The following is a 22432-nucleotide window of genomic DNA, read 5'->3' on the forward strand; positions in this document are numbered from 1 at the left end:
ATGAAACTCAATGATCTGAGTCCAGCGCCGGGTTCCCGTCGCGAAAAGCATCGTCCGGGCCGTGGTATCGGTAGTGGTTTGGGCAAGACCGGTGGCCGTGGCCACAAAGGTCAAAGCTCCCGCTCCGGTGGCACTATTGCTCCGGGCTTTGAGGGCGGCCAACAGCCGCTGCATCGTCGCCTGCCAAAATTCGGTTTCGTTTCCCTGAAGGCCATGGACCGCGCAGAAGTGCGTCTGTCCGAGCTGGCTAAAGTGGAAGGCGACATCGTAACTGTGCAGTCCCTGAAAGATGCCAACGTGATTAACCAGAACGTTCAGCGTGTGAAAATCATGCTGTCGGGCGAAGTTACTCGCGCTGTCACTATCAAGGGTATCGCCGCCACCAAAGGTGCGCGTGCGGCTATCGAAGCAGCTGGCGGCAAGTTCGAGGAATAAATGGCTAAGCAAGGTGCTCTCTCAGCGCTCGGCAAAGGCGGTATGTCTGAACTCTGGGCTCGTCTGCGTTTTCTGTTCCTGGCGATTATCGTCTACCGAATAGGCGCACACATCCCGGTTCCAGGTATCAACCCGGACCGACTCGCAGAACTGTTTCGACAGAATGAGGGGACCATTCTTAGCTTGTTCAACATGTTTTCCGGCGGCGCGCTGGAACGGATGAGCATCTTTGCACTGGGGATCATGCCGTATATTTCGGCATCGATCATCATGCAGTTGATGACCGCCGTCAGCCCGCAGCTGGAGCAGTTGAAGAAGGAAGGTGAAGCTGGCCGTCGCAAGATAAGCCAGTACACCCGCTATGGCACCGTTGTCCTGGCTCTGGTCCAAGCTATCGGCATGTCCGTTGGTCTGGCGAGTCAGGGCGTCGCGTTTTCTGGGGACCTGGGTTTCCACTTTGTGGCCGTAACTACCTTCGTGGCAGGTGCGATGTTCATGATGTGGCTGGGCGAGCAGATCACCGAGCGCGGTGTCGGCAACGGTATCTCGATGTTGATTTTCGCAGGTATCGTCGCTGGTCTTCCGAGAGCAATAGGGCAGTCTTTCGAGTCTGCACGTCAGGGTGATATCAATATCTTCGCTCTGGTTGCAATCGGTTTGCTGGCAGTAGCGATCATCGGTTTTGTGGTGTTCATTGAGCGTGGCCAGCGTCGTATCGCTGTTCACTACGCCAAGCGTCAGCAGGGCCGTAAGGTCTTCGCTGCGCAGACCAGCCACTTGCCGCTGAAAGTGAACATGGCTGGTGTCATACCGGCCATTTTCGCGAGCAGCATTTTGCTGTTCCCGGCTTCGTTGGGGTCCTGGTTCGGTCAGTCTGAAGGTCTGGGCTGGTTGCAGGACATCTCGCAGTCGATCGCTCCTGGTCAGCCGTTGAATATTCTGCTGTTTAGTGCAGGGATTATTTTCTTCTGCTTCTTCTATACGGCGTTGATGTTCAATCCGAAAGACGTAGCGGAAAACCTGAAGAAGTCCGGTGCCTTTATTCCGGGTATTCGTCCAGGCGAGCAGTCGGCACGCTATATTGATGGCGTTTTGACTCGCTTGACCATGTTCGGTGCTCTATATATGACGGCCGTGTGTCTGCTTCCCCAGTTCCTGGTGGTCGCGGCAAACGTACCGTTCTACCTTGGCGGGACCTCGTTGCTGATCGTGGTCGTGGTTGTGATGGACTTTATGTCGCAAGTGCAATCTCACCTCGTTTCGCACCAGTATGAATCCCTGATGAAGAAAGCCAACCTGAAGGGCTACGGTGGCAGCGGCGGTATGCTGCGCTGAAGCACCCCTAAGGTTCGAGGAGTTGGTGATGAAAGTTCGTGCATCGGTGAAAAAGCTGTGCCGTAACTGCAAGATTATCCGCCGCGAAGGTGTGGTTCGAGTAATTTGCAGCGCGGAACCACGTCATAAGCAGCGCCAAGGCTGATTGTGATTTGTGCTTAAGCCCAGCAGCTAGTGCGCTGCTGGGTTGATTATTTGTTACTACAGCGATATTATCTCGCGCCCTATTTCTTGGCTTCCGGGGCGTAGGTAGCTGTCAATTGGAGTCCCACTGAATGGCCCGTATTGCAGGCGTTAACATTCCAGATAACAAGCATACTGTTATCTCGTTGACCTACATCTATGGTGTTGGTCGCACCACCGCACAGAAAATTTGTGCAACCACCGGCGTAAACCCGGCGGTGAAAATCAAAGATCTGAGCGACGAGCAGATTGAACAGCTGCGTGGCGAAGTGGCGAAGTTCACCACTGAAGGTGACCTGCGTCGCGAAATCAACATGAAAATCAAGCGCTTGATGGACCTGGGCTGCTACCGCGGTCTGCGTCATCGTCGTGGTCTTCCAGTGCGCGGTCAGCGTACCAAGACCAACGCGCGTACTCGCAAAGGTCCGCGTAAGCCGATCCGCAAGTAATCGCACCAGCGCAACGACAGGAATTTAGTCATGGCAAAACCTGCTGCTCGTCCTCGTAAAAAAGTTAAAAAGACAGTGGTTGATGGCATCGCCCACATCCACGCGTCGTTTAACAACACAATCGTCACCATTACCGATCGTCAAGGTAACGCTCTTTCGTGGGCTACCTCCGGCGGTTCGGGTTTCCGTGGTTCGCGCAAGTCCACCCCGTTCGCTGCTCAAGTAGCTGCTGAACGTGCTGGTCAAGCTGCGCTGGAGTACGGTCTGAAGAACCTCGACGTCAATGTCAAGGGTCCAGGCCCAGGTCGTGAATCCGCTGTCCGTGCATTGAACGGCTGTGGCTATAAGATCGCCAGCATCACCGACGTGACGCCAATCCCGCACAACGGGTGCCGTCCGCCGAAGAAGCGCCGCGTGTAATCCAGGAGACTGTAAGAAATGGCTCGTTACATTGGTCCAAAATGCAAACTTGCTCGTCGTGAAGGCACCGATCTCTTTCTGAAGAGCGGCGTTCGCGCTATCGAATCCAAGTGCAACATCGAAGCAGCTCCAGGTATCCACGGCCAACGTCGTGGTCGCCAGTCCGATTACGGTACTCAGCTGCGTGAAAAGCAAAAAGTCCGTCGTATCTACGGCGTTCTCGAGCGTCAGTTCAGCGGCTACTACAAAGAAGCCGCCGGCAAGAAAGGTGCAACAGGCGAGAACCTGCTGCAACTGCTCGAATGCCGTCTGGACAACGTTGTATACCGCATGGGCTTCGGCTCGACGCGTGCCGAATCCCGTCAATTGGTTTCGCACAAGTCGGTCAGCGTAAACGGCAAAACCGTTAACGTTCCTTCTTATCAGGTTCGTGCTGGCGACGTTGTTGCTATCCGCGAAAAAGCTAAGAATCAGCTGCGTATTGTCCAGGCTCTCGATCTGTGTGCCCAACGTGGCCGCGTAGAATGGGTAGAAGTAGACACTGAGAAGAAATCGGGCGTTTTCAAGAACGTTCCAGCTCGCAGTGATCTATCCGCCGACATCAACGAAAGCCTGATTGTCGAGCTCTACTCCAAGTAAGGGCTAGAAAATAGGTGCATCCATGCAGATTTCGGTAAATGAGTTCCTGACACCCCGCCACATTGATGTGCAGGTTGTCAGTCCAACCCGCGCCAAAATCACTCTCGAGCCTCTCGAGCGTGGTTTCGGCCATACCCTGGGCAACGCGCTTCGCCGCATTTTGTTGTCCTCCATGCCCGGCTGTGCAGTAGTCGAGGCCGAGATTGACGGTGTACTCCATGAGTACAGCGCCATCGAAGGTGTACAGGAAGACGTCATTGAAATCCTGTTGAACCTTAAAGGTCTGGCTATCAAGCTGCACGGTCGAGACGAAGTTACGCTGACCTTGTCGAAGAAGGGTTCGGGGGTGGTTACCGCTGCCGATATTCAGCTGGATCATGATGTCGAGATCGTTAACCCCGATCACGTAATCGCTAACCTGGCGTCTAACGGCGTCTTGAACATGAAGCTCACCGTAGCTCGTGGTCGTGGTTATGAGCCGGCAGACTCGCGTCAAAGCGATGAAGACGAAAGCCGCAGCATTGGTCGCTTGCAGCTTGACTCTTCGTTCAGCCCGGTTCGCCGTATCGCATACGTGGTGGAAAACGCCCGTGTCGAACAGCGTACTAACCTGGACAAGCTGGTTATTGATCTGGAAACCAACGGTACTCTGGACCCTGAAGAGGCTATCCGCCGCGCTGCAACCATCCTGCAACAGCAGTTGGCTGCGTTCGTGGACCTCAAAGGCGACAGCGAACCAGTGGTAATCGAACAGGAAGACGAGATCGATCCGATCCTGCTTCGTCCGGTTGACGATTTGGAACTGACCGTGCGTTCGGCCAACTGCCTTAAGGCGGAGAACATCTACTACATCGGCGATCTGATTCAGCGCACCGAAGTAGAGCTGTTGAAGACTCCGAACCTGGGCAAGAAATCCTTGACCGAGATCAAGGACGTTCTGGCTTCTCGTGGTCTCTCCCTCGGCATGCGCCTCGACAACTGGCCGCCGGCAAGTCTTAAGAAGGACGACAAGGCTACGGCCTGATCGTCGTAATCACCGAACGCGAGTTTGGTAAGGAATGAACCATGCGTCATCGTAAAAGTGGACGTCACCTGAGCCGTACCAGCTCTCACCGCAAAGCCATGTTTCAAAACATGGCGGTGTCGCTGTTCGAGCACGAGCTGATCAAAACTACCCTGCCGAAAGCCAAGGAACTGCGCCGCGTTGCCGAGCCGCTGATTACCCTGGCCAAGGAAGACAGCGTTGCTAACCGTCGTCTCGCTTTCGACCGTACTCGTTCGAAAGAAATCGTCGGCAAGCTGTTCAACGATCTGGGCAAGCGCTATGCAACCCGTCAGGGCGGCTACCTGCGCATCCTCAAGTGCGGTTTCCGCGCTGGCGACAACGCGCCAATGGCGTACGTCGAGTTGGTTGATCGTCCTATCGGTGGCTCTGTAGAAGCTGCTGAATAAGACATCAGTTTGAACATGAAACCGGGCCTAGTGCCCGGTTTTTTGTTGCACGCGATTCAGGCAGGCTAAACCAGGGTGTTAATCAGGATACGTCGAATTGTCGGGCTGACTCGAAGTGAGAAACAGAACCGCCCTCATTTGGGCGGTTTTTCGCTTCTTAACGGCGTAATTTCGCCACTTTTCGTCGGTTTATTGCGTTTTTCTCAGTGACCTCGCGCGGCGCTTGGTTCAAACTATCGGCTTTGAAGCAGGAGTCTGGTGCGATGCAAGGCCACCCCGAAGTAATCGATTATCTCAACACGTTGCTCACGGGCGAACTGGCAGCTCGTGACCAATATTTCGTTCACTCACGCATGTACGAAGACTGGGGCTTTTCGAAGCTCTACGAGCGTATCAATCATGAGATGGAAGAAGAGGCGCAACACGCTGATGCGCTGATGCGCCGTATCCTGATGCTGGAAGGCACGCCGCGCATGCGCCCGGACGACCTCGACGTCGGCACCACAGTGCCTGAGATGCTCGCCAGCGATCTGCGTCTCGAATACAAGGTACGTGCTGCTCTTTGCAAGGGTATCGAGCTCTGTGAGCTTCACAGTGACTACGTGACCCGCGAAATCCTGCGCGTACAGTTGGCTGATACGGAAGAAGACCATACCTACTGGCTCGAACAGCAGATGGGGCTGATCAAGTCCATCGGTCTGCAGAACTACCTGCAATCGCAGTTCTGATTCAGCCGCTCATAAAAAAGCTCCTGCACTTGCGTGACAGGAGCTTTTTTGTATCCGGGTTCGACTGATGCCGAACCCGTTTTCATCACACGCGTCAGGCTTTGTCTCTGGTCAACAGAGGCTTCAGGTAATGACCGGTGTAGGACTGTTCCATCTCGGCGACCTGTTCAGGTGTGCCCGTCGCAATGATCTGCCCACCTCTCGACCCGCCTTCCGGACCCAGATCCACCAGCCAGTCGGCCGTCTTGATCACATCCAGGTTGTGCTCGATCACCACCACGGTATTGCCGTGGTCGCGTAGGCGATGCAACACATCCAGCAACTGCTGAATATCCGCGAAGTGCAGACCGGTAGTCGGCTCATCGAGGATGTACAGCGTCTTGCCAGTGTCGCGCTTGGACAGCTCACGCGACAGCTTGACCCGCTGCGCTTCACCGCCTGACAAGGTCGTCGCCGATTGCCCCAGCTTGATATAGGAAAGTCCTACATCCATCAGGGTTTGCAGCTTGCGCGCCAGTGCCGGAACGGCGTCGAAGAACTCACGCGCTTCCTCGATGGTCATTTCCAGTACTTCGTGGATGTTCTTGCCCTTGTACTTGACCTCAAGCGTTTCACGGTTGTAACGCTTGCTCTTGCACACATCGCAGGGTACGTAGATGTCTGGCAAAAAGTGCATCTCGACCTTGATCAGCCCGTCACCCTGGCACGCCTCGCAGCGGCCGCCCTTGACGTTGAACGAGAACCGCCCCGGACCGTAGCCCCGCGAGCGTGATTCCGGAACCCCGGCGAACAGCTCGCGAATCGGCGTGAACAGCCCGGTATAGGTCGCCGGATTGGAGCGCGGCGTACGACCGATAGGGCTCTGGTCGATGTCCACCACCTTATCCAGGTGCTGCAGGCCATTGATGCTGTCGTGCGTAGCCGCTTCCAGCGTCGTGGCGCCGTTCAGCGCCGTAGCGCTCAGCGGGAACAGCGTGTTGTTGATCAGCGTCGACTTGCCCGATCCGGACACACCCGTCACGCAGGTCAGCAGACCGATCGGGATTTCCAGGTTGACGTTTTGCAGGTTGTTGCCACGCGCGCCCTTGAGGGTCAGCGAGAGCTTTTTGTTACGCGGGGTGCGCTTGGCAGGAACGGCAATCTTCACGCGCCCCGACAGGTATTTGCCGGTCAGCGAGTCGGGGTGCGACATCACTTCGTCCGGCGTACCTTCGGCAACGATATGACCACCATGCACGCCGGCCCCCGGGCCAATGTCGACCACGTAGTCGGCCAGGCGAATCGCATCTTCATCGTGCTCGACCACAATCACCGTATTGCCAATGTCGCGCAGGTGCTTGAGTGTGCCCAGCAAACGATCGTTGTCGCGCTGGTGCAGACCGATGGACGGCTCATCGAGGATGTACATCACCCCGACCAGGCCCGCACCGATCTGGCTGGCCAGACGAATACGCTGTGCTTCGCCGCCGGACAAGGTGTCCGCGCTACGGTCCAGGGTCAGGTAGTCCAGGCCCACGTTGACCAGAAACTGCAGACGCTCGCGAATTTCCTTGAGGATCTTGTCGGCGATCTCGCCACGCCGTCCGGTCAGCTTGAGTGTTTCGAAGTAATGCGTCGCGTCGCCAATCGGCAGATTGGTGACTGCGGGCAGAGTCTTTTCACCCACCCACACATGGCGCGCTTCACGACGCAGACGAGTGCCTCGACAGTCAGGGCAGGGCTGCGTGCCCAGGAACTTGGCGAGCTCTTCGCGGACTGTGGCCGATTCGGTTTCCCGATAGCGACGCTCCAGATTCGGCACGATGCCTTCGAACGGGTGCGCGCGCTTGACGATATCGCCGCGGTCATTCAGGTAGCGGAAGTCGACACTCTGCGAGCCACTGCCGTTGAGCAGGATCTTCTGCATGTCGGCCGGGATCTGCTTGAACGGCATTTCCAGGCTGAAGCCATAGTGCTTGGAGAGCGAGCCGAGCATCTGGAAGTAATAGACGTTACGCCTGTCCCAGCCTCGTATCGCGCCTTCGGCAAGCGTCAGTTCGGCATTCACCAGCCGCTTGATATCGAAGAACTGCTTCACGCCCAGGCCGTCACAGGTCGGGCACGCGCCAGCCGGGTTGTTGAAAGAGAACAGCTTCGGTTCGAGCTCGCTGATCGCATGGCCACAGATAGGGCAGGCGAAGCGGGCGGAGAAAATCACTTCCTCGCCCGGCTCGTCGTCCATGGGCGCAACCAGGGCGATACCATCGGCCAGCTTCAGGGCGGTCTCAAAGGACTCGGCCAGACGCTGCTGCAGGTCGGCACGGACCTTGAAACGGTCCACGACCACATCGATCGAGTGCTTCTTCTGCTTGTCCAGCTTCGGCAGCTCATCCAGCTCGCACAGCTTGCCGTTGACTCGCGCCCGGACAAAGCCCTGCGCGCGCAGCTCTTCAAAAACCGAAAGATGCTCACCCTTGCGCTCGCGGATGACCGGCGCAAGCAGCATCAATTTGCTGCCCTCCGGCTGGGTCAGCACCAGGTCGACCATCTGGCTGACCGTCTGGGCTTCCAGCGGGATGTCGTGGTCGGGGCAGCGAGGCTGGCCGACGCGCGCATACAAAAGACGCAGGTAATCGTAAATTTCGGTGATCGTACCCACGGTCGAGCGCGGGTTATGTGAAGTAGACTTCTGCTCGATGGAAATCGCCGGCGACAGACCTTCGATCGTGTCGACGTCCGGTTTTTCCATCATCGACAGAAACTGGCGGGCATAGGCCGACAGCGATTCGACATAGCGGCGTTGCCCTTCGGCGTACAGCGTATCGAAAGCCAGCGAAGACTTGCCTGAGCCGGAGAGCCCGGTGATAACGATCAGTTTGTCGCGGGGAAGTGTCAGGTCAATATTTTTCAGGTTGTGGGTTCGTGCCCCACGTATCAGGATCTTGTCCACTGCGGCCTCGCTTGGCGGGCATAAACGACGGAGTATACGGCTCCGAGCCATCACGCGGCAAAGCGTCGCGTATGTGCTGTACAACGATGGGACTGGTAGAATCGCCGCCGGTTCACACGAGGTTATTCCATGCACGATACCCACAGCGAGCGTATGAGTAGCGGCGAGACCCGCGCAGCAGGCGGTCTGGCCCTGGTGTTCGCGTTCCGCATGCTTGGCATGTTCATGGTCTTGCCGGTTCTGGCAACCTACGGCATGGACCTGGCAGGCGCGAGCCCTGCACTGATCGGTCTGGCGATTGGCGCCTACGGCCTGACCCAGGCGGTGTTGCAGATACCGTTCGGGATCATTTCCGACCGTATCGGCCGGCGACCGGTCATTTATTTCGGCCTGATCATCTTTGCGATCGGCAGCGTGGTGGCGGCGAACGCGGATTCGATCTGGGGAATCATTGCCGGACGCATCCTGCAGGGGGCTGGCGCTATTTCCGCGGCGGTCATGGCGCTGCTCTCCGACCTGACCCGCGAACAGCACCGCACCAAGGCCATGGCCATGATCGGCATGACCATCGGCCTGTCGTTCGCCATCGCCATGGTCGTCGGCCCGGTGATCACTGGCATGTTCGGGCTTTCCGGATTGTTCCTGGCCACCGGCGGCATGGCCTTGTTAGGCGTTCTCATCGTCGCCTACGTGGTGCCCAAGGCCAGCGGGGCATTAATGCACCGCGAGTCCGGCGTCGCCAAACAGGCACTGGGGGCGACGTTGCGTCATCCGGACCTGCTGCGCCTGGATTTGGGTATCTTCGTGTTGCATGCGATGCTCATGTCCAGCTTCGTGGCCTTGCCGCTGGCGCTGGTCGAAAAAGCCGGTTTGCCCAAGGAACAACACTGGTGGGTCTACCTGACCGCCTTGCTGGTTTCCTTCTTCGCGATGATCCCGTTCATCATCTATGGCGAGAAGAAACGTCAAATGAAGCGCGTTCTGCTGGGCGCCGTCACAGTTTTGATGCTGGCTGAGCTATTCTTCTGGGCATACGGGGACACGTTGCGGGCACTGGTCATCGGGACAGTGGTATTCTTCACCGCGTTCAACCTGCTGGAAGCGTCGTTGCCGTCGCTGATCAGCAAGGTTTCACCGGCCGGCGGAAAAGGCACGGCAATGGGAGTTTATTCCACCAGCCAGTTTCTTGGATCGGCCGCAGGTGGGATACTGGGCGGCTGGTTGTTCCAGCACGGTGGGCTCGATGTGGTGTTCCTGGGTGGTGCAGCCATGGCCGCCTTCTGGCTCGCCTTCGCAGTGACCATGCGAGAACCGCCTTACGTGACCAGCCTACGTCTGCCGTTGTCGCCGCAGGCGCAGCGTGAAGCAGGCCTGGCAGAGCGTTTGATGTCCGTAGCAGGCGTGACAGATGCAGTGGTGGTTGCGGAAGAGGCAGCCATCTACATAAAACTCGACACAAAATTATTGGATCGTGCCTCTCTCGAAAAGCTGGTCAATCCAGCGTCAGAAGCGTGCGAAGCCTAGGAGAACGTTATGGCCCGTGGGGTTAACAAAGTCATATTGGTCGGTACATGCGGCCAGGATCCCGAAGTTCGCTACTTGCCTAACGGTAACGCCGTGACCAACCTGAGTCTGGCAACCAGCGAACAGTGGACTGACAAGCAGTCCGGTCAGAAAGTCGAAAAGACCGAATGGCACCGTGTATCGATGTTCGGCAAAGTCGCCGAAATCGCTGGCGAATACCTGCGCAAGGGTTCGCAGGTGTACATCGAAGGCAAGCTGCAGACCCGCGAGTGGGAAAAAGACGGCATCAAGCGCTACACGACTGAAATCGTCGTCGACATGCAGGGCACCATGCAACTGCTGGGCGGCCGTCCACAGGGCGACGCTCAACAAGGTCAGGGCGGCGGCAACTACAACCAGTCCGCACCGCGTCCACAGCAGTCGCGCCCACAACAGTCGGCGCCGCAGCAATCTGCACCTCAGCAGAACTACAACCAGCAGCCGCCACAACAGCGCGACTCGCGCCCAGCGCCGCAACAACAAGCGCCGCAGCCAGCTGCTGACTTTGATAGCTTTGATGATGATATTCCGTTCTGAATCTCATAAGGCTAGAATGTAAAGATATTTTTGGTTGTGATATGGCTAAAGCCTAAGTAATCAAAGAGATTTCTGACATAAATGAAAGCCCCGTCTCTGTAAAGAGGTCGGGGCTTTTTCTTTACACGGAAATAGTAGAATAAATAGTTCGACATAAGAGCCTTATTGCCGCCGCCGCCGCCGCCGCCGCCGCCGCCGCCGCTGCAACTCAACGAGCCAAATCCACTCCAAGGTCCGACCCTAGGCCCTGATTTAGGTATCCCCGTGACACCGAGATAATGAACGAATTGAGCGATTTCAATCCAAACCGGCTAATCCTCGCTAGGCAGCGCCGTAGCTATACCAAGAAATTGCTCGCTGATTATGCAGGTCTCAACAGTAAGCTCATCACGCTCCATGAGACCGGCGCTCAGGATCCAACACCCGAAAGTTTAGGCATGCTTTTTCGCGTCCTGAAATTCCCGGTTAACTTTTTCTTGGGGCGTGACATTGAAGCCCCAACTGATGAAAATGCCAGCTTCCGCTCATTTTCTCGAATGACCGCGGGGAAGCGGGATGCAGCCTTAGCTGCCGGTGGCATTGTCTATCTGCTTGCAGACTGGATGGATCAAAAAATCAATCTGCCATCAGCTGACATCCCTGATTGTTCGGGTATGGATCCGGAAGCCGCTGCAATAGAAGGCATCGTTCGGGAGTACGGTCATGTCTAGCTCAGCGCCTTACAATGAACAAGTCATTAGGGATATAAAGAAAGTATTAAATGCCAATTTCAGTTTTCCGACGAGCATTACGAATATAGAACTGCTTGTAAAAGGTATGAATTACACATTGAGAGTCGAATGCAAAAACACAAAATATTATTTAAAGATATTTTCCGCATCAAGAGATGAAATCGACATATCTTTTGAAATGCACGTCATAAATAGGCTATCTGCAAGCGGCATTGGCGTGGCCACTGCTATAAACTCTATTAATGGTGATGCATATATTAATCTAACACTAGCAGGCGAAGACAGGTTGGCTGTTCTGTATGCTCATGTTGGTGGGCGAACTTTAACTAGCGATCCCAGAGATATATTTCTATTTTCTAAAGCGTTAGCAGAAATTCACAGGACACCAACATCTTTTTTCTTACAATATACCTCTCGTATTTTTTCCATTGAAAGCGAATGCTATAGAATCAGGAGCTCAATAGAAAAGCACTCTTACATACCAAAGCCTTTAGCATCAAAGCTCCTCGATAATTGCTACTCGATACAAGCACTGGCCTCGACTGATTGCGCAGTCCTTTCACATGGTGATGCGTGGTTAGGGAACGCAAAATATGTAAATGGAGTTATATACTTTATAGACCTTGAAGATTCCAAGCTGGCAAATCGAAATTTTGACTTAGGTGTTATGGCGTACAACCTCATCGTCAAAAAATATGAAGTTAGAGAAAATATTCAGGCGCTGCTTCGAGGGTATAACGAGCTCAACACCAGCATAACATCAGGTTCAATAAAACCCTATATCCAGTTGCGCGCTCTTTTCGTTCTTTGTTTTTTGCTTGAAAACAAGCTTGTCGATCAATCGCTTTTACAAAAGGTTTTCGAACGAACTGAATACTTCACTAGTAGCAAGTTTGACAGCGAAATGGCGCACCTTCCATGATTAGTCTCGATAAAGTTACCCATCAGTTCATGATGTATGGTAAAGACGTAGAGGCCATTTATTTATATGGCTCCGCCGCACGAGGTGAGCAAGACGAATTCTCTGATCTGGATTTATTGATAGTATCTGAGTTAGATCCTTTTCACTTGATTTGCCGAGTTAAAGATGATCTTGGAATATGCATTGAGAATGAGGTAGAAATAATATCAAAAAACAGTTAACGACCATGTTCGAAACAGGCTCTGATTTAGCTTGGACTATCTATCAAGAGGCGAAATTGTTATTTTGCCAGTCTAATCACGTTCAGTGCCCCCAGCCTAATAAGCACATAATAACGAAGGCGTTTCTTGCTTCTCAATACCAAAAATTAAAATCAAGCGCATCTGCACTTAATAATAACGATGCCGTAGGTTTTGAGTGTATACAGATATACAGCGCCATAAGGAGAGTCTACATATCCCTGCACCTGCAACTAAATCTTTATGGTTCAGACAAAGCTGTACGCGGCCTTAATTCGTTTTCAAACTTTGACCATCTTTACCAAGATCTTCGATCATTTGTACGCCAGGGAAAAGCTGGTTTAAGAAAAAAGCTGCCGTCTCGTGAATGGATCTTTAACACTATAAGGGTTTCGACCAATTGGATTTCTAATGTTGCGAAGGACTACGGAGTTAGCAATGGCGAGCTACAAAACTTAATCACTTATAACGAGCGAGCTTTTAAAGCGAGGAATCATTATAGGCAAGTCCTAGAATTTTATTCGAAAGAATTTCAGAAATTGCCGCCGCCGTTTACACTTTCCAATACAGCGATAGACGCTTGGTGCAAAGATGCCTATGATGCAGGATACGATAGGAGTATTGAGCTGTATCGTTTCTCAGTGGGTGATTTAATATTCAGACAGAGCGACACCCTGTCTCGCATTTATGATACGTTATCTGAGTGCGGCATACCGACAGGGTTTGATAGATACATCAATTTGGTTCTTGATTACTAATAATCTCCGCACACCAAATAGATAATTATTTTAATTGCCCCACACACAAAAAAACACTAGAGATAGTTTTCAGATCTATCTCATTGAAAAACCAACTCTTCCATGCTTGCGAAGGAGGTCTCAATCAGATGCTCGACGGCTTTGATCTGTGGCGCAACCGTCCTCATCAAGTTCTGACTCCAAGATTCGTCGCCTGACGGGTATAATCCGGGCATGATTTCGATGTCCGATGATCTTCCTGATGACCCTGTTCTACTCAAGCAAATACTGCTTGCGGAACGCCGTGCTCAACACAGTCAGATCCTCGACCTGAAATAGCAAATCAAGTTGCTGCGCGACCGTTTGTTCGGTCGTAAATCCGAGCAAACCGTCGACCCTCAAATCCCGCAGCTTGCACCGTTTAACGAGCCCGAGCGTGTCGCTGTACTCGTCGCTGATAATGCTGACGAAGACCCTGAAGACATCGTCGCACCCGTCAAACGCCGAGGCAACGCAAGCCGCTTTGCGCCGACTTGCCGACGCGGGACTGCCCCACCTCCACATCGGCACAACCCCTGCCCAGGTAATGTTTTTCGAGGAATCGGACTGGGTCAGTGACATCTCGGCATATGGGTCAAATCGGCGTCAGCGTCAACAATATGCTTTACGCAAGAGTTAGGGGGAAGGCGGAGGCAAGCAGTCGCAGTGAGTCCAGTGCGAGTGTTCTCTACGTTTTTCGTAGAGATCACGCTTTCAGTCGGGATATCCTCGAAGAATTAGGGGGTTGGAAGAATTGTTTTTATCTGTTTTCCTGCTTATATGAACTACCGTTCTAGGATATAGCTGGAACCTGCCATTCAGTTCCAGAACCGGAGCCCCCGTTTATCGGGGGCTTCGTCGTCTTCAGGCGTCAGAAAGCGCTGAACCACGCTGGCTGTACGGCTGACGCGAAGCCGCTGAGCACCTAAATCCGCGCATCCTTCTGCATTTGCGCGTTTTCGAAACAATGCGCGATCACCCAGCTTGCCGGCTTAACCTCACCTCGTGGGCCAAACGCCAATGCCCGTTGTGCCAACGGCCCGTTGCTGGCCGTGGCGCCGGCAACATGCGGGCTGCCCCAAACGCCCCACGTAATAACGGTAGACACCGAGCGCGTGGCAAGCACCACGTCGAGATACCGCTTATAAGTCGCTGCAACTGATCCATCACGATCTGCGATGGACCCAGTCAAGTGGCTGTCGTCGACGTCGAGTTCCGTGATGTGGATCGACAATCCCATATCACGCACTGCCAGAATAAAGCGAGACAGGCCCGGACCAAATGTGTCGCCTGCACGCAGGTGGGACTGAATGCCCAGGCCGTGTATCGGAATGCCCCGCTGCTTGAGCCCGCGCAGCAGAGCGAGCACGGCAGTGCGTCGGCTTTCGCCGTAATGGGTATCCTTTTCCAGGCCGTAATCGTTGTAGCAGAGCAGGGCGTCCGGGTCGGCCTTGTGCGCAGCCTTGAAGGCTATGTCCAGATAGCGAGGCCCGAGCATCTGATACCAGAATGAATTGCGCAGCCCGTCAGGCTGGCCGTCCTCCAGCTGGATGGCTTCGTTGACGACGTCCCATGCGCTGATGAGGCCGCGATAATGGCTGGCGACGGTACTGATGTGCGTCGTCAGCACTGCTTCGGCGTTCATCGGGGTGACGGTGTGGTGAACCCAGTCGGGTAAAGAACGATGCCAGCAGAAGGTGTGCCCGCGCATACGCTGGTCATGCGCTTTGGCAAACGCCGCGATTGCGTCGGCGGGCGCGAAGTTGTAACGCTCTGGTTCGGGGTGGACGGTCTGCCACTTCAAGGCATTTTCTGGCACAACGATGCTGGCCTGTAGGGCGACCAGTTGCCGATAGGCCGCGTCGTCATTCAGCTTTGTCGGATCAACTGCAAAGCCGAACCGTATGCCTTTCTCGGCTGCAGGCTGGCGCAATGCGGTAAAGGTTTGTGCCGCCAGCAGCCTGCTGCTGACGAAGGGCAGGCACGCCAGCAGGCGGACAAACGCAGTCATAAAACTGCGTCGACTAGCCCGGCGCATCACGCACCAAAAATCCCCATCAACTCCTCACGGCCTACCATCACCGTCATCGAGCCTTGCTTCTGCTCGCCTTCAATCGTGCACAACAACCCGGCCTCCCGGCAGATCACTGCGCCCGCTGCGATGTCCCACAGACTGGTGAATTTCTCCATGTAGCCGTCTGTCTGCCCCAAAGCGGCGAACGCCAGACCGATGGTGGCGCAGCGATAACCAGCAAGGCCCCAGCCCTGTCGGCGCAGGCTCAGGTGCAGTTTGCCCATCTCTTCGGCATCCCAGCGGGTGTTTTCACCGACGCCAGCGATGCGCAGGTGCTCGGGTGGTTGAGGGCGGACAAAGGGGACGCCGTTGCGCAGCAAGCCATCGCCCGTGCGGGCTGCCAGGGTGTAACCCAGTGCCGGATAGGCAACGACGCCGATTTCGGGCTCGCCTGCCGACATGTACGCCACCGCGATTCCCCACAATGGGGTGCCGCGCAGGTAGTTGCCGGTGCCGTCGATGGGATCGATGACCCAGCCGTCGGTGATGAATTCGCCGCCCATTTCTTCGCCGAGGATTGTATCGTCGGGGAAGTGTTTGCTCAGTTCTGCACGCAGCAGTTGTTCCACTTCAAAGTCGGCGCGGGAGACGAGGTCTTGCGCGCTTTTGGTGGTGATGTCGAGGGTGTGGCGGTCGTTAAAATATGCCATGGCCAGGCCAGTGGCCTTTTCTACGGCTTGCATCGCGACGCTGAGTCGGTTGTTCATTGCAGACAGCCTCCGTTCGGCAGGTTCAACAAGTCCGGGTAATCACTGAGAATCGACTGTGCGCCATGTTCCAGCAGGTAGTGCGCACGCTTCGGGCTGTTGATGGTAGCCACGGCGAATTCGACGCCGCTGCTTTTCAGGCGAACAAGGTGATGGTCATCGAGCATATCGTCAAGTACGTGAAGTATCCGGCAGTCATATTCGGCCAACAGCGCGACCGGGTCGGCAGGCGCCACCACGGAGGCGATAGCCAGGGGTACTTCGTTCCACAAGCGTCGGGCGGCCGTTAGCGAGCGCACCGAAAAGCTGGAGACGAATAACCGATCGTTGTCGGCGGGCCACAGATTTTTGAGGATCGGCATCACCACTTCCGCCGTCTCGACATCGTCGCCAATGGTCGGCTTGAGTTCGACCTGCAAACCCAGGTTCAGGCGCAGCGCACAGGCCACGATCTCTTCAAAAGTCGGGACCTGCAGGCCGGCGAATTCAGGCGCGAACCAACTGCCCGCGTCCAGCATGCGGATAGCTTTCAGCTCATGCAGCACGACGGCGCCGCGCCCGTTGGTAGTGCGGTCCAGCAAGTCGTCATGAATCACGACCGGCTGGCCATCACGGGTCAGCTTCACGTCGATTTCGACCCACTCGGCGCCGCATGCGGCAGCTTTTTCCAGGGCCAGCAGAGTGTTTTCCGGCACGTAAGCCTTGGCACCGCGATGGGCAATCAGGGACGAGCGGACGAGGGGAGCAGGTTTGAGCATGGCGGGTCACTTGGTGGTGTGGGAGAAAGTCACGAGCTGGCGTTGGCCGGTCTCGATATCGAACAGCAAGGGCGTGGAGTTGATCGCGAGTCGAACCTGGGTGCCGGGTATCTGATGTTGCCGTCCGGCCAGGCTGACAACGCAGCGCGTTCCAGCCAGTTGGCAATACAGCAGCGTGTGGCTGCCCAGATTTTCCGAAGACTCCACTGTGGCAGTCACGCCTTCCTGGTCGAGCATGAAGGTCTCGGGGCGCAGGCCCATCAGCCATTTGCCGGTCCGGTTGCTGGCAATGCCGAGCTTGATGGGCAAACGCTGCCCATCGGCGAGCAGCAAAATCCTGTCGTCGAGGCAATGCACCGGCAGCAGGTTCATCGGCGGCGTGCCGATGAAGCTGGCGACGAATGTGCTGGCGGGTTGATCGTAGATCTCGGCCGGCGTGCCGATCTGCTCGACACGGCCTTTGTCGAGAATTACCACGCGCTCGGCGAGGGTCATGGCTTCGGTCTGATCATGGGTGACATACAGGATCGTCGCGCCGGTCTGCCGGTGCAGGCTGCGAATCAACAGACGCATTTCATGACGCAGCGCGCTGTCCAGATTGCACAGCGGCTCATCGAACAGCAGCACCGGCGGTTTGCGGATCAACGCCCGACCGATGGCGACGCGCTGGCGCTGGCCGCCGGAAAGCTCTCCGGGCTTGCGTTGCAGCAGGTCCTCCAGGCCCAGTGACGCGGCGCACTCGCGTATGCGTTGCTCACGCTCCTTACGTGCAACCCGCGCCAGTTTGAGCGCGTAGCCGATATTGTCGGCCACGCTCATGTGCGGGTAGAGCGCGTAGTTCTGAAACACCATGGCGCAGCCGCGTTCCTTGGGCGGCAGGCGCGTAACGTCGCGGCCGCCCATTAGAATCTGCCCTTGGCTTGCCTCTTCCAGCCCGGCCACCATGCGCAGCAACGTGGACTTGCCACACCCGGACGGACCGAGGATGACGTTGAGTTCGCCCGCCTTGAAAACCAGATCAAGCCCGTGAAGGATGGGTTCTGCGCCATAGGTTTTGTGCAGGCCCTTGAGGACAATATCCGGCGCGCAGGTAATAGGGGTGAGCGCGTTCATTTACCGACTCCAATCAGGCCTTTGACAAACCATCGCTGCATGAGCGCAATGACGAGGATGGGCGGCAGCATGCTGACCACAGCAGCGGCCATCAGCAGGTTCCACTCGGGGACCTGGGTTGCATCGGTTGGCAGGAAGCTGGCGACGCCCAGCACCAGCGTGCGCATGTCCTCGCGATTGGTTGCCACCAACGGCCATAGGTAGTCCTTCCAGGCGCCGATGAACACCAGCGTGCCGAGCGCTGCAAAGTTGGTCTTCGACAGTGGTAGCAGGATGTCGATGAAGAACCGCCAAGGCCCGGCACCGTCCATGCGTGCGGCCTCGACCAGTTCAGCGGGCAGCGTCTGGTAGAACTGCCGGAACAGGAAGGTGCCGGTGGCCGAAGCAATCAGCGGCAGGGCGAGGCCGGGGTAACTGTCCAGCAAATTGATGGTCGGCAGCGGCAGCCATTGAATGCCCAGCCAGTGCAACAGGCTGCGTACGGGGGCGAGCAGATCGCTGGCCACCGAATACGTGGGGATGATCCTTACTTCCAGCGGCAGCAGCAGCGCCCCCAGCACAGCGAAGAAAATCACCGAACTGTAGCGGCTGCGAAAGTACACCACGGCAAAGGCCGTCAGCGCCGAGAGCGTCAGCTTGCCGATCACCACCAGCGTGGCGACCAGCAGACTGTTGCCCAGCAGGCGCAGCAGATCGAGACGCCGGGTGACCTGCTGCAGATTTTCCAGCAGTTGGTCGCCGGGGATCACCGCAAGGCCGTGGGCGAACAGTTGTGGATTGCTGACGGTCGCGGAGCAGACCGCCATGTACAGCGGGCCCAGCGCGAACACCAGCCCCAGGATCAGCAACAGGTAAGCGCCTGCGTTGAACAGCCGGTTATGCTCGATCATGCTTTCACCCCGCGGCGCTGGAAGCGCGACAGGAGTTTGAATTGAGCGACGCTCAGCGCCACCACCGCCAGCAGCATGAGCACTGACAGGGTCGATGAGCCGGCCAGATCCAGGCCCATGAAACCGTCGGTGTAAATCTTGTAGGCCAGCACATTGGTGGTGTCGCCAGGTCCGCCTTGGGTGAGGGTGTCGACCAGCCCGAAACTGTTCGACAGGCTTTCCAGCAGGTCGATGACAAACACGAACAGCAGATAGGGCGCGATCAGGGGCAGTTGTATGTCAAGCATGCGCCGCAAGGGACCGGCTCCATCCAGTGCAGCAGCGGCGAGGTAGTCGTCGGGCACCGATTTCAGGCTGGCGACCAGCATCACGAAGTTGAACGGCACCAGGCACCAGGCATACGCCACGATCAGCAACAGCATGCTCTGTATCGGGCTGGAGTAGGGCGCCCAGGTGCCGGGTGCAATCGCGTTGAGCCAGGCGAAGATGCCCATCACCGGATTGGCCAGCACATGAAAGACGATACCGATGGTTGCGCCCGATACCGCGTAGGGCCAGATCAGCAGGTTGCGAAACAAGGCGTTGCCGCGCAGTTTCAGTTCCAGGCATAGCGCGAGCACCAGCGCGATGAGGATCGAAAGCACGACGCTCGATAAGCTGAACACCAGCGTCGAGCCCAGCGACGCCAGCACGCCGGGGTCTTTCAGCACACGCCAATAGTTGCTCAGGCCAACGAAGATTTCATTACCGCCGAAGGGCGGCACCAGATGAAACGACCACCAGATGGCCTGGACCGCAGGCCAATAAAAAAACAGTCCGAGTGCCAGCAGCTGCGGCAGGGCGAACAGCAGCGCCAGACGTGGCTGAGGGAAATGTGCACGCGGTTTCATGGCGTTGCCTCGTTTGACTCATTGCTGGCCTGGGCCTGGTGCATCTGCTGAAACAGACCCAACAGCTCGTTGGCGCGCAGCGTTGTCTGGCGCAGGGCCAGATCGATGCTCTGGCGACCCGCGAGCGCGTTCTCCATTTCCTGTGACCAGATCAGACGCATCAGCGTGATAAAACCGCAGCGCAAAGGCGCGGAGGGCTGACCGTCGATATCGTTGAGCACTGTCAGTCCGACCGTGATCGCCGATGGCTCGCTGGCAGCAGATTGCAAACGTGCAGCGCCAGCCTGAGTGACGGGCAGATAGCCTGTCCGTGCGCTGAACATCAACTGGTTGTCCGGTTGCAGCACGAACGCCAGGAATTCCGAGACCAGCCGATAATCCCTCACGGAATGCCCGCGCATCACCCACAGCGAGGAACCTCCGGGGACGTTGGCGCGTCGCTGGGTACCCGCGTAAATTGGCAGTGCCGTGACCTGGATATCGGATCTGAGCGTGCTGTGCACAACATTCCACGCCCCGGTGGAGTCGATCAGCATGGCGCAGTCGTCGGTGGCAAACGCCAGTGCCTGCTGGCCGCTGCGGGTTGAGTCCTCATGGACCACCAGACCTTCACGGGTCCATTGCGCGAGGTCTTTCATAAGGCGCAGATGGGCGCCGTTGTCGAACTGGTAGCGGTCACTGCCTGAGGAGCGAATCGCAACGTCAGTGCCTTGCGCTGCGCTGGCCTGCTCCAGCCAGATCCAGGGTGCAAACGCGCTGACGACCGGGCATTTCTGGCCGCTTTTCTTCAGGGCTCGCAAGGCATCCGCAAACGCTTCCCACGTGGCGGGTGGCGCACTGATCCCGGCAGCAGCCAACGCATTTCTGTGCGTGTAGAGCACGGCTGTGGACGCCGCAAAAGGCTGCGCCGCGAGCGTGCCGTGATCGTCGGCGTAGTAGCGCCGCAAGGCTGGCAGAAAGGTGTCGTCGGGATAGGCCCTGTGATGATCGGCCATGATCGCCTCGACAGGTCGGGTGGCACCGCCCAAGAGCATGTCAGGCGTGGCGACGTCGTAAATCTCCACCAGTGCCGGGCCTATGCCCGCCCGGTAAGCAGCAACGGTTTTCTGCAGCGTCTGCTCATAGCTGCCTTGGGAAACACAGTGCAGGCGATCACTTTCTTCACGTTGTGAATTGAAGCTTCTGCACAGATCCGCGATGGCGCTCCCGGCCGCGCCACTGTGGCTGTACCAGAACTCGGCCGGTGCAGCGAAGGCGTGTGTCGCGAGCGGCAGCAGGGCCAGCGCGGAAAGCATCTTACGGATGGAAGGCATGAGGACACTCACAAGAACTCAATGCCATTTAATACAGGTTGTGTGTAGTATTTGTGACCTGCGTGACTTTTATTAAATTTTCATGATGGAAGCGTGCAATGGATGGTGGGCGATACACTGCTTCACACGCCGACTGTTTTAATCCTCCTACGATTTGAAGATTCCATGCCTCTCGACCTCGACACGCCACTTCATTCGCATCAACCGTTGAGCCTCAATGAACGCAAGTTGCTGGACATCCTTCGTCGTCGAGGCGCGATCACCCGTGCCACGGTTTCAACCGAGATGGACCTGGCTCAGCAGTCGGTGCACCGGCTCATCGAAGAACTGATCAGCCGTGGCCTGCTGCGCAGTGGCGAGCGCGTCAAAAACGGTCGCGGCCAACCCAGCCCGCGCATCGAACTGGTCAACGAAGCGGTGTATGCCATTGGTGTATCGATCAACACCGACTCGGCAGTAGTCTGCGTCGCCGATCTGGGCTGCAATGTGCTGGAACAAGTCACCCTGCGCACGCCGCCGTTAAGCCGCAACAGCACCCTGGATTCGCTGGAAAAGACCATCGAGCGCATGCTTCAGCGCAACGGTATCGAAGCGCAACGCGTCGTCGGCATGGGCTTCGCGATTGCCGGCTTTTTTCTTGAAAACCGCCAGATCAATGCGCCTGAACCGCTGCGCGACTGGTCATTGATGGACCTGCAACCGGTGCTGGAGGAACGCTTCGGCATGCCGGTCTGGCTGGAAAACAACGCCACCACCGCAGCCATTGGCGAAAGCCTGGTCGGCGTGGGCGCCTGGGCCAGCAACTTCATCTACCTGTCGTTCAACTTCGGTTTCGGCGCCGGCGTCGTCATCAACGGCAAACCGTATTTCGGCAGCCACGGCAACGCAGGCGAGATCACCCTCTACAACGACGAAGAATCGATAAACCGCCCGGCTTTGCGTTACTTGCTCGAAGACCTGCATCAGAGCGGCATGCAGGTCGACTCGATCGAAGACCTGCGCCTGCGCTTCGACCCCGACTGGCCCGGTGTGAATACCTGGCTGACACGCGTCAAGCCCACACTGGATCGCCTGATCAACGCACTGGCCGGGTTGTTCGATCCGCAGGCCGTGGTGTTTGGCGGGCAATTGCCGCCTGAATTGGGAAAACGCCTGATCGCCGCGACGACCTTCTGGGGCACCCATCGCTACAACTCTCCACCGCCTCGGCCGCAGTTATTGCTGAGCGAGACGAATGGGGATGCGGCGGCGCTGGGGGCGGCGCTGGTGCCGTTGAAGGAGCGGTTTTTTGTTTGATTCGTTGGGCGTTGGGTGGACAGGCATTGGCGGTTTTTGGGGGGAATGTTGAC

Annotated in this window: 24 protein-coding genes and 1 pseudogene; 17 read left to right on the forward strand and 8 right to left on the reverse strand. The window is 56.6% G+C overall.

All coding sequences use genetic code 11. From position 1 onward, the window contains the following. From rplO to bfr, 9 genes are all read left to right on the forward strand, one after another. Entirely contained in the window at positions 1-435 is a 435-nt protein-coding gene (gene rplO / locus JOE34_RS09260; RefSeq protein WP_002555470.1) for a 50S ribosomal protein L15, read from the forward strand. Beyond that, positions 436-1770 carry a preprotein translocase subunit SecY gene (gene secY / locus JOE34_RS09265; protein ID WP_002555469.1) on the forward strand — a complete coding sequence of 445 codons (1335 nt, stop codon included), beginning with the start codon at positions 436-438 and terminating at the stop codon, positions 1768-1770. 28 nt (positions 1771-1798) lie between these two features. Next, positions 1799-1915: a 50S ribosomal protein L36 gene (gene rpmJ / locus JOE34_RS09270; RefSeq protein ID WP_002555468.1), complete on the forward strand. Its 117-nt coding sequence runs from the start codon at positions 1799-1801 to the stop codon at positions 1913-1915. Positions 1916-2045: 130 nt separating this feature from the next. Further along, the gene (rpsM, locus tag JOE34_RS09275; protein ID WP_002555467.1) at positions 2046-2402 is read left to right on the forward strand and encodes a 30S ribosomal protein S13; all 357 of its coding nucleotides are present in this window, start codon (positions 2046-2048) and stop codon (positions 2400-2402) included. A 30-nt stretch (positions 2403-2432) separates the two neighbouring features. Beyond that, a complete protein-coding gene (gene rpsK, locus JOE34_RS09280) occupies positions 2433-2822 on the forward strand; it encodes a 30S ribosomal protein S11 (RefSeq protein WP_002555466.1) in 390 nt (129 codons plus the stop codon). An 18-nt stretch (positions 2823-2840) separates the two neighbouring features. Further along, positions 2841-3461, forward strand: coding sequence for a 30S ribosomal protein S4 (gene rpsD / locus JOE34_RS09285; protein WP_002555465.1), 621 nt, complete (start codon positions 2841-2843; stop codon positions 3459-3461). A gap of 22 nt (positions 3462-3483) precedes the next feature. Next, positions 3484-4485, forward strand: coding sequence for a DNA-directed RNA polymerase subunit alpha (gene rpoA / locus JOE34_RS09290; protein WP_002555464.1), 1002 nt, complete (start codon positions 3484-3486; stop codon positions 4483-4485). Between the two features lie 41 nt (positions 4486-4526). Beyond that, entirely contained in the window at positions 4527-4913 is a 387-nt protein-coding gene (gene rplQ / locus JOE34_RS09295) for a 50S ribosomal protein L17 (protein ID WP_003317096.1), read from the forward strand. A 263-nt stretch (positions 4914-5176) separates the two neighbouring features. Next, positions 5177-5641: a bacterioferritin gene (gene bfr / locus JOE34_RS09300; protein WP_003317095.1), complete on the forward strand. Its 465-nt coding sequence runs from the start codon at positions 5177-5179 to the stop codon at positions 5639-5641. Positions 5642-5735: 94 nt separating this feature from the next. On the opposite strand, the gene uvrA is transcribed toward bfr, so the two are convergent. After that, the gene (gene uvrA / locus JOE34_RS09305) at positions 5736-8570 is read right to left on the reverse strand and encodes an excinuclease ABC subunit UvrA (protein WP_003317094.1); all 2835 of its coding nucleotides are present in this window, start codon (positions 8568-8570) and stop codon (positions 5736-5738) included. A 129-nt stretch (positions 8571-8699) separates the two neighbouring features. Here uvrA and JOE34_RS09310 point away from each other — a divergent pair, with 129 nt between their 5' ends. The 7 genes and pseudogenes from JOE34_RS09310 to JOE34_RS09335 all read left to right on the forward strand — a co-directional run. Beyond that, a complete protein-coding gene (locus JOE34_RS09310; protein ID WP_209995603.1) occupies positions 8700-10094 on the forward strand; it encodes an MFS transporter in 1395 nt (464 codons plus the stop codon). Between the two features lie 9 nt (positions 10095-10103). After that, positions 10104-10670, forward strand: coding sequence for a single-stranded DNA-binding protein (locus JOE34_RS09315; RefSeq protein ID WP_003317093.1), 567 nt, complete (start codon positions 10104-10106; stop codon positions 10668-10670). A 278-nt stretch (positions 10671-10948) separates the two neighbouring features. Next, positions 10949-11380 carry a hypothetical protein gene (locus JOE34_RS09320; protein WP_003391805.1) on the forward strand — a complete coding sequence of 144 codons (432 nt, stop codon included), beginning with the start codon at positions 10949-10951 and terminating at the stop codon, positions 11378-11380. Beyond that, the gene (locus JOE34_RS09325; RefSeq protein ID WP_032662507.1) at positions 11373-12323 is read left to right on the forward strand and encodes a phosphotransferase; all 951 of its coding nucleotides are present in this window, start codon (positions 11373-11375) and stop codon (positions 12321-12323) included. The genes JOE34_RS09320 and JOE34_RS09325 overlap by 8 nt, the downstream gene beginning before the upstream one ends. Further along, entirely contained in the window at positions 12320-12544 is a 225-nt protein-coding gene (locus tag JOE34_RS25830; RefSeq protein WP_010417339.1) for a nucleotidyltransferase domain-containing protein, read from the forward strand. The genes JOE34_RS09325 and JOE34_RS25830 overlap by 4 nt, the downstream gene beginning before the upstream one ends. A 5-nt stretch (positions 12545-12549) precedes the next feature. After that, complete coding sequence (locus JOE34_RS09330; RefSeq protein ID WP_229636589.1) at positions 12550-13320, forward strand: nucleotidyltransferase domain-containing protein; 771 nt, start codon at positions 12550-12552, stop codon at positions 13318-13320. 213 nt (positions 13321-13533) lie between these two features. Continuing rightward, positions 13534-13838: pseudogene (locus tag JOE34_RS09335) on the forward strand (transposase); the annotation flags it as partial. Positions 13839-14263: 425 nt separating this feature from the next. On the opposite strand, the gene JOE34_RS09340 reads toward JOE34_RS09335, so the two are convergent. From JOE34_RS09340 to JOE34_RS09370, 7 genes are read right to left on the reverse strand one after another with little or no spacing between them, the layout of a single operon-like run. Continuing rightward, complete coding sequence (locus JOE34_RS09340) at positions 14264-15376, reverse strand: endo-1,4-beta-xylanase (protein ID WP_032662509.1); 1113 nt, start codon at positions 15374-15376, stop codon at positions 14264-14266. After that, positions 15376-16119, reverse strand: coding sequence for an inositol monophosphatase family protein (locus tag JOE34_RS09345; RefSeq protein ID WP_003317091.1), 744 nt, complete (start codon positions 16117-16119; stop codon positions 15376-15378). Before JOE34_RS09345 ends, JOE34_RS09340 begins: the two co-directional genes overlap by 1 nt. Further along, positions 16116-16877: a glycerophosphoryl diester phosphodiesterase gene (locus JOE34_RS09350; RefSeq protein WP_032662510.1), complete on the reverse strand. Its 762-nt coding sequence runs from the start codon at positions 16875-16877 to the stop codon at positions 16116-16118. The genes JOE34_RS09345 and JOE34_RS09350 overlap by 4 nt, the downstream gene beginning before the upstream one ends. A 6-nt stretch (positions 16878-16883) precedes the next feature. Continuing rightward, on the reverse strand, positions 16884-17990 hold the full coding sequence (gene ugpC / locus JOE34_RS09355; protein WP_004394159.1) for a sn-glycerol-3-phosphate ABC transporter ATP-binding protein UgpC: 1107 nt from the start codon (positions 17988-17990) through the stop codon (positions 16884-16886). Further along, positions 17987-18880 (reverse strand): ABC transporter permease subunit, encoded by an 894-nt coding sequence (locus tag JOE34_RS09360; RefSeq protein ID WP_003419594.1) that lies wholly within the window; start codon positions 18878-18880, stop codon positions 17987-17989. Before JOE34_RS09360 ends, ugpC begins: the two co-directional genes overlap by 4 nt. Beyond that, positions 18877-19770, reverse strand: coding sequence for a sugar ABC transporter permease (locus JOE34_RS09365; RefSeq protein WP_010417374.1), 894 nt, complete (start codon positions 19768-19770; stop codon positions 18877-18879). The genes JOE34_RS09360 and JOE34_RS09365 overlap by 4 nt, the downstream gene beginning before the upstream one ends. After that, a complete protein-coding gene (locus JOE34_RS09370; RefSeq protein ID WP_010417378.1) occupies positions 19767-21083 on the reverse strand; it encodes an extracellular solute-binding protein in 1317 nt (438 codons plus the stop codon). The genes JOE34_RS09365 and JOE34_RS09370 overlap by 4 nt, the downstream gene beginning before the upstream one ends. Before the next feature lie 165 nt (positions 21084-21248). Here JOE34_RS09370 and JOE34_RS09375 point away from each other — a divergent pair, with 165 nt between their 5' ends. Beyond that, positions 21249-22379, forward strand: a complete 1131-nt coding sequence (locus JOE34_RS09375) for an ROK family transcriptional regulator (protein WP_003391817.1) — start codon at positions 21249-21251, stop codon at positions 22377-22379. Positions 22380-22432 lie beyond the last annotated feature (53 nt).

Origin of the sequence: Pseudomonas sp. PvP028 (assembly GCF_017832255.1) — a bacterium.
Taxonomy (GTDB): domain Bacteria; phylum Pseudomonadota; class Gammaproteobacteria; order Pseudomonadales; family Pseudomonadaceae; genus Aquipseudomonas; species Aquipseudomonas syringae.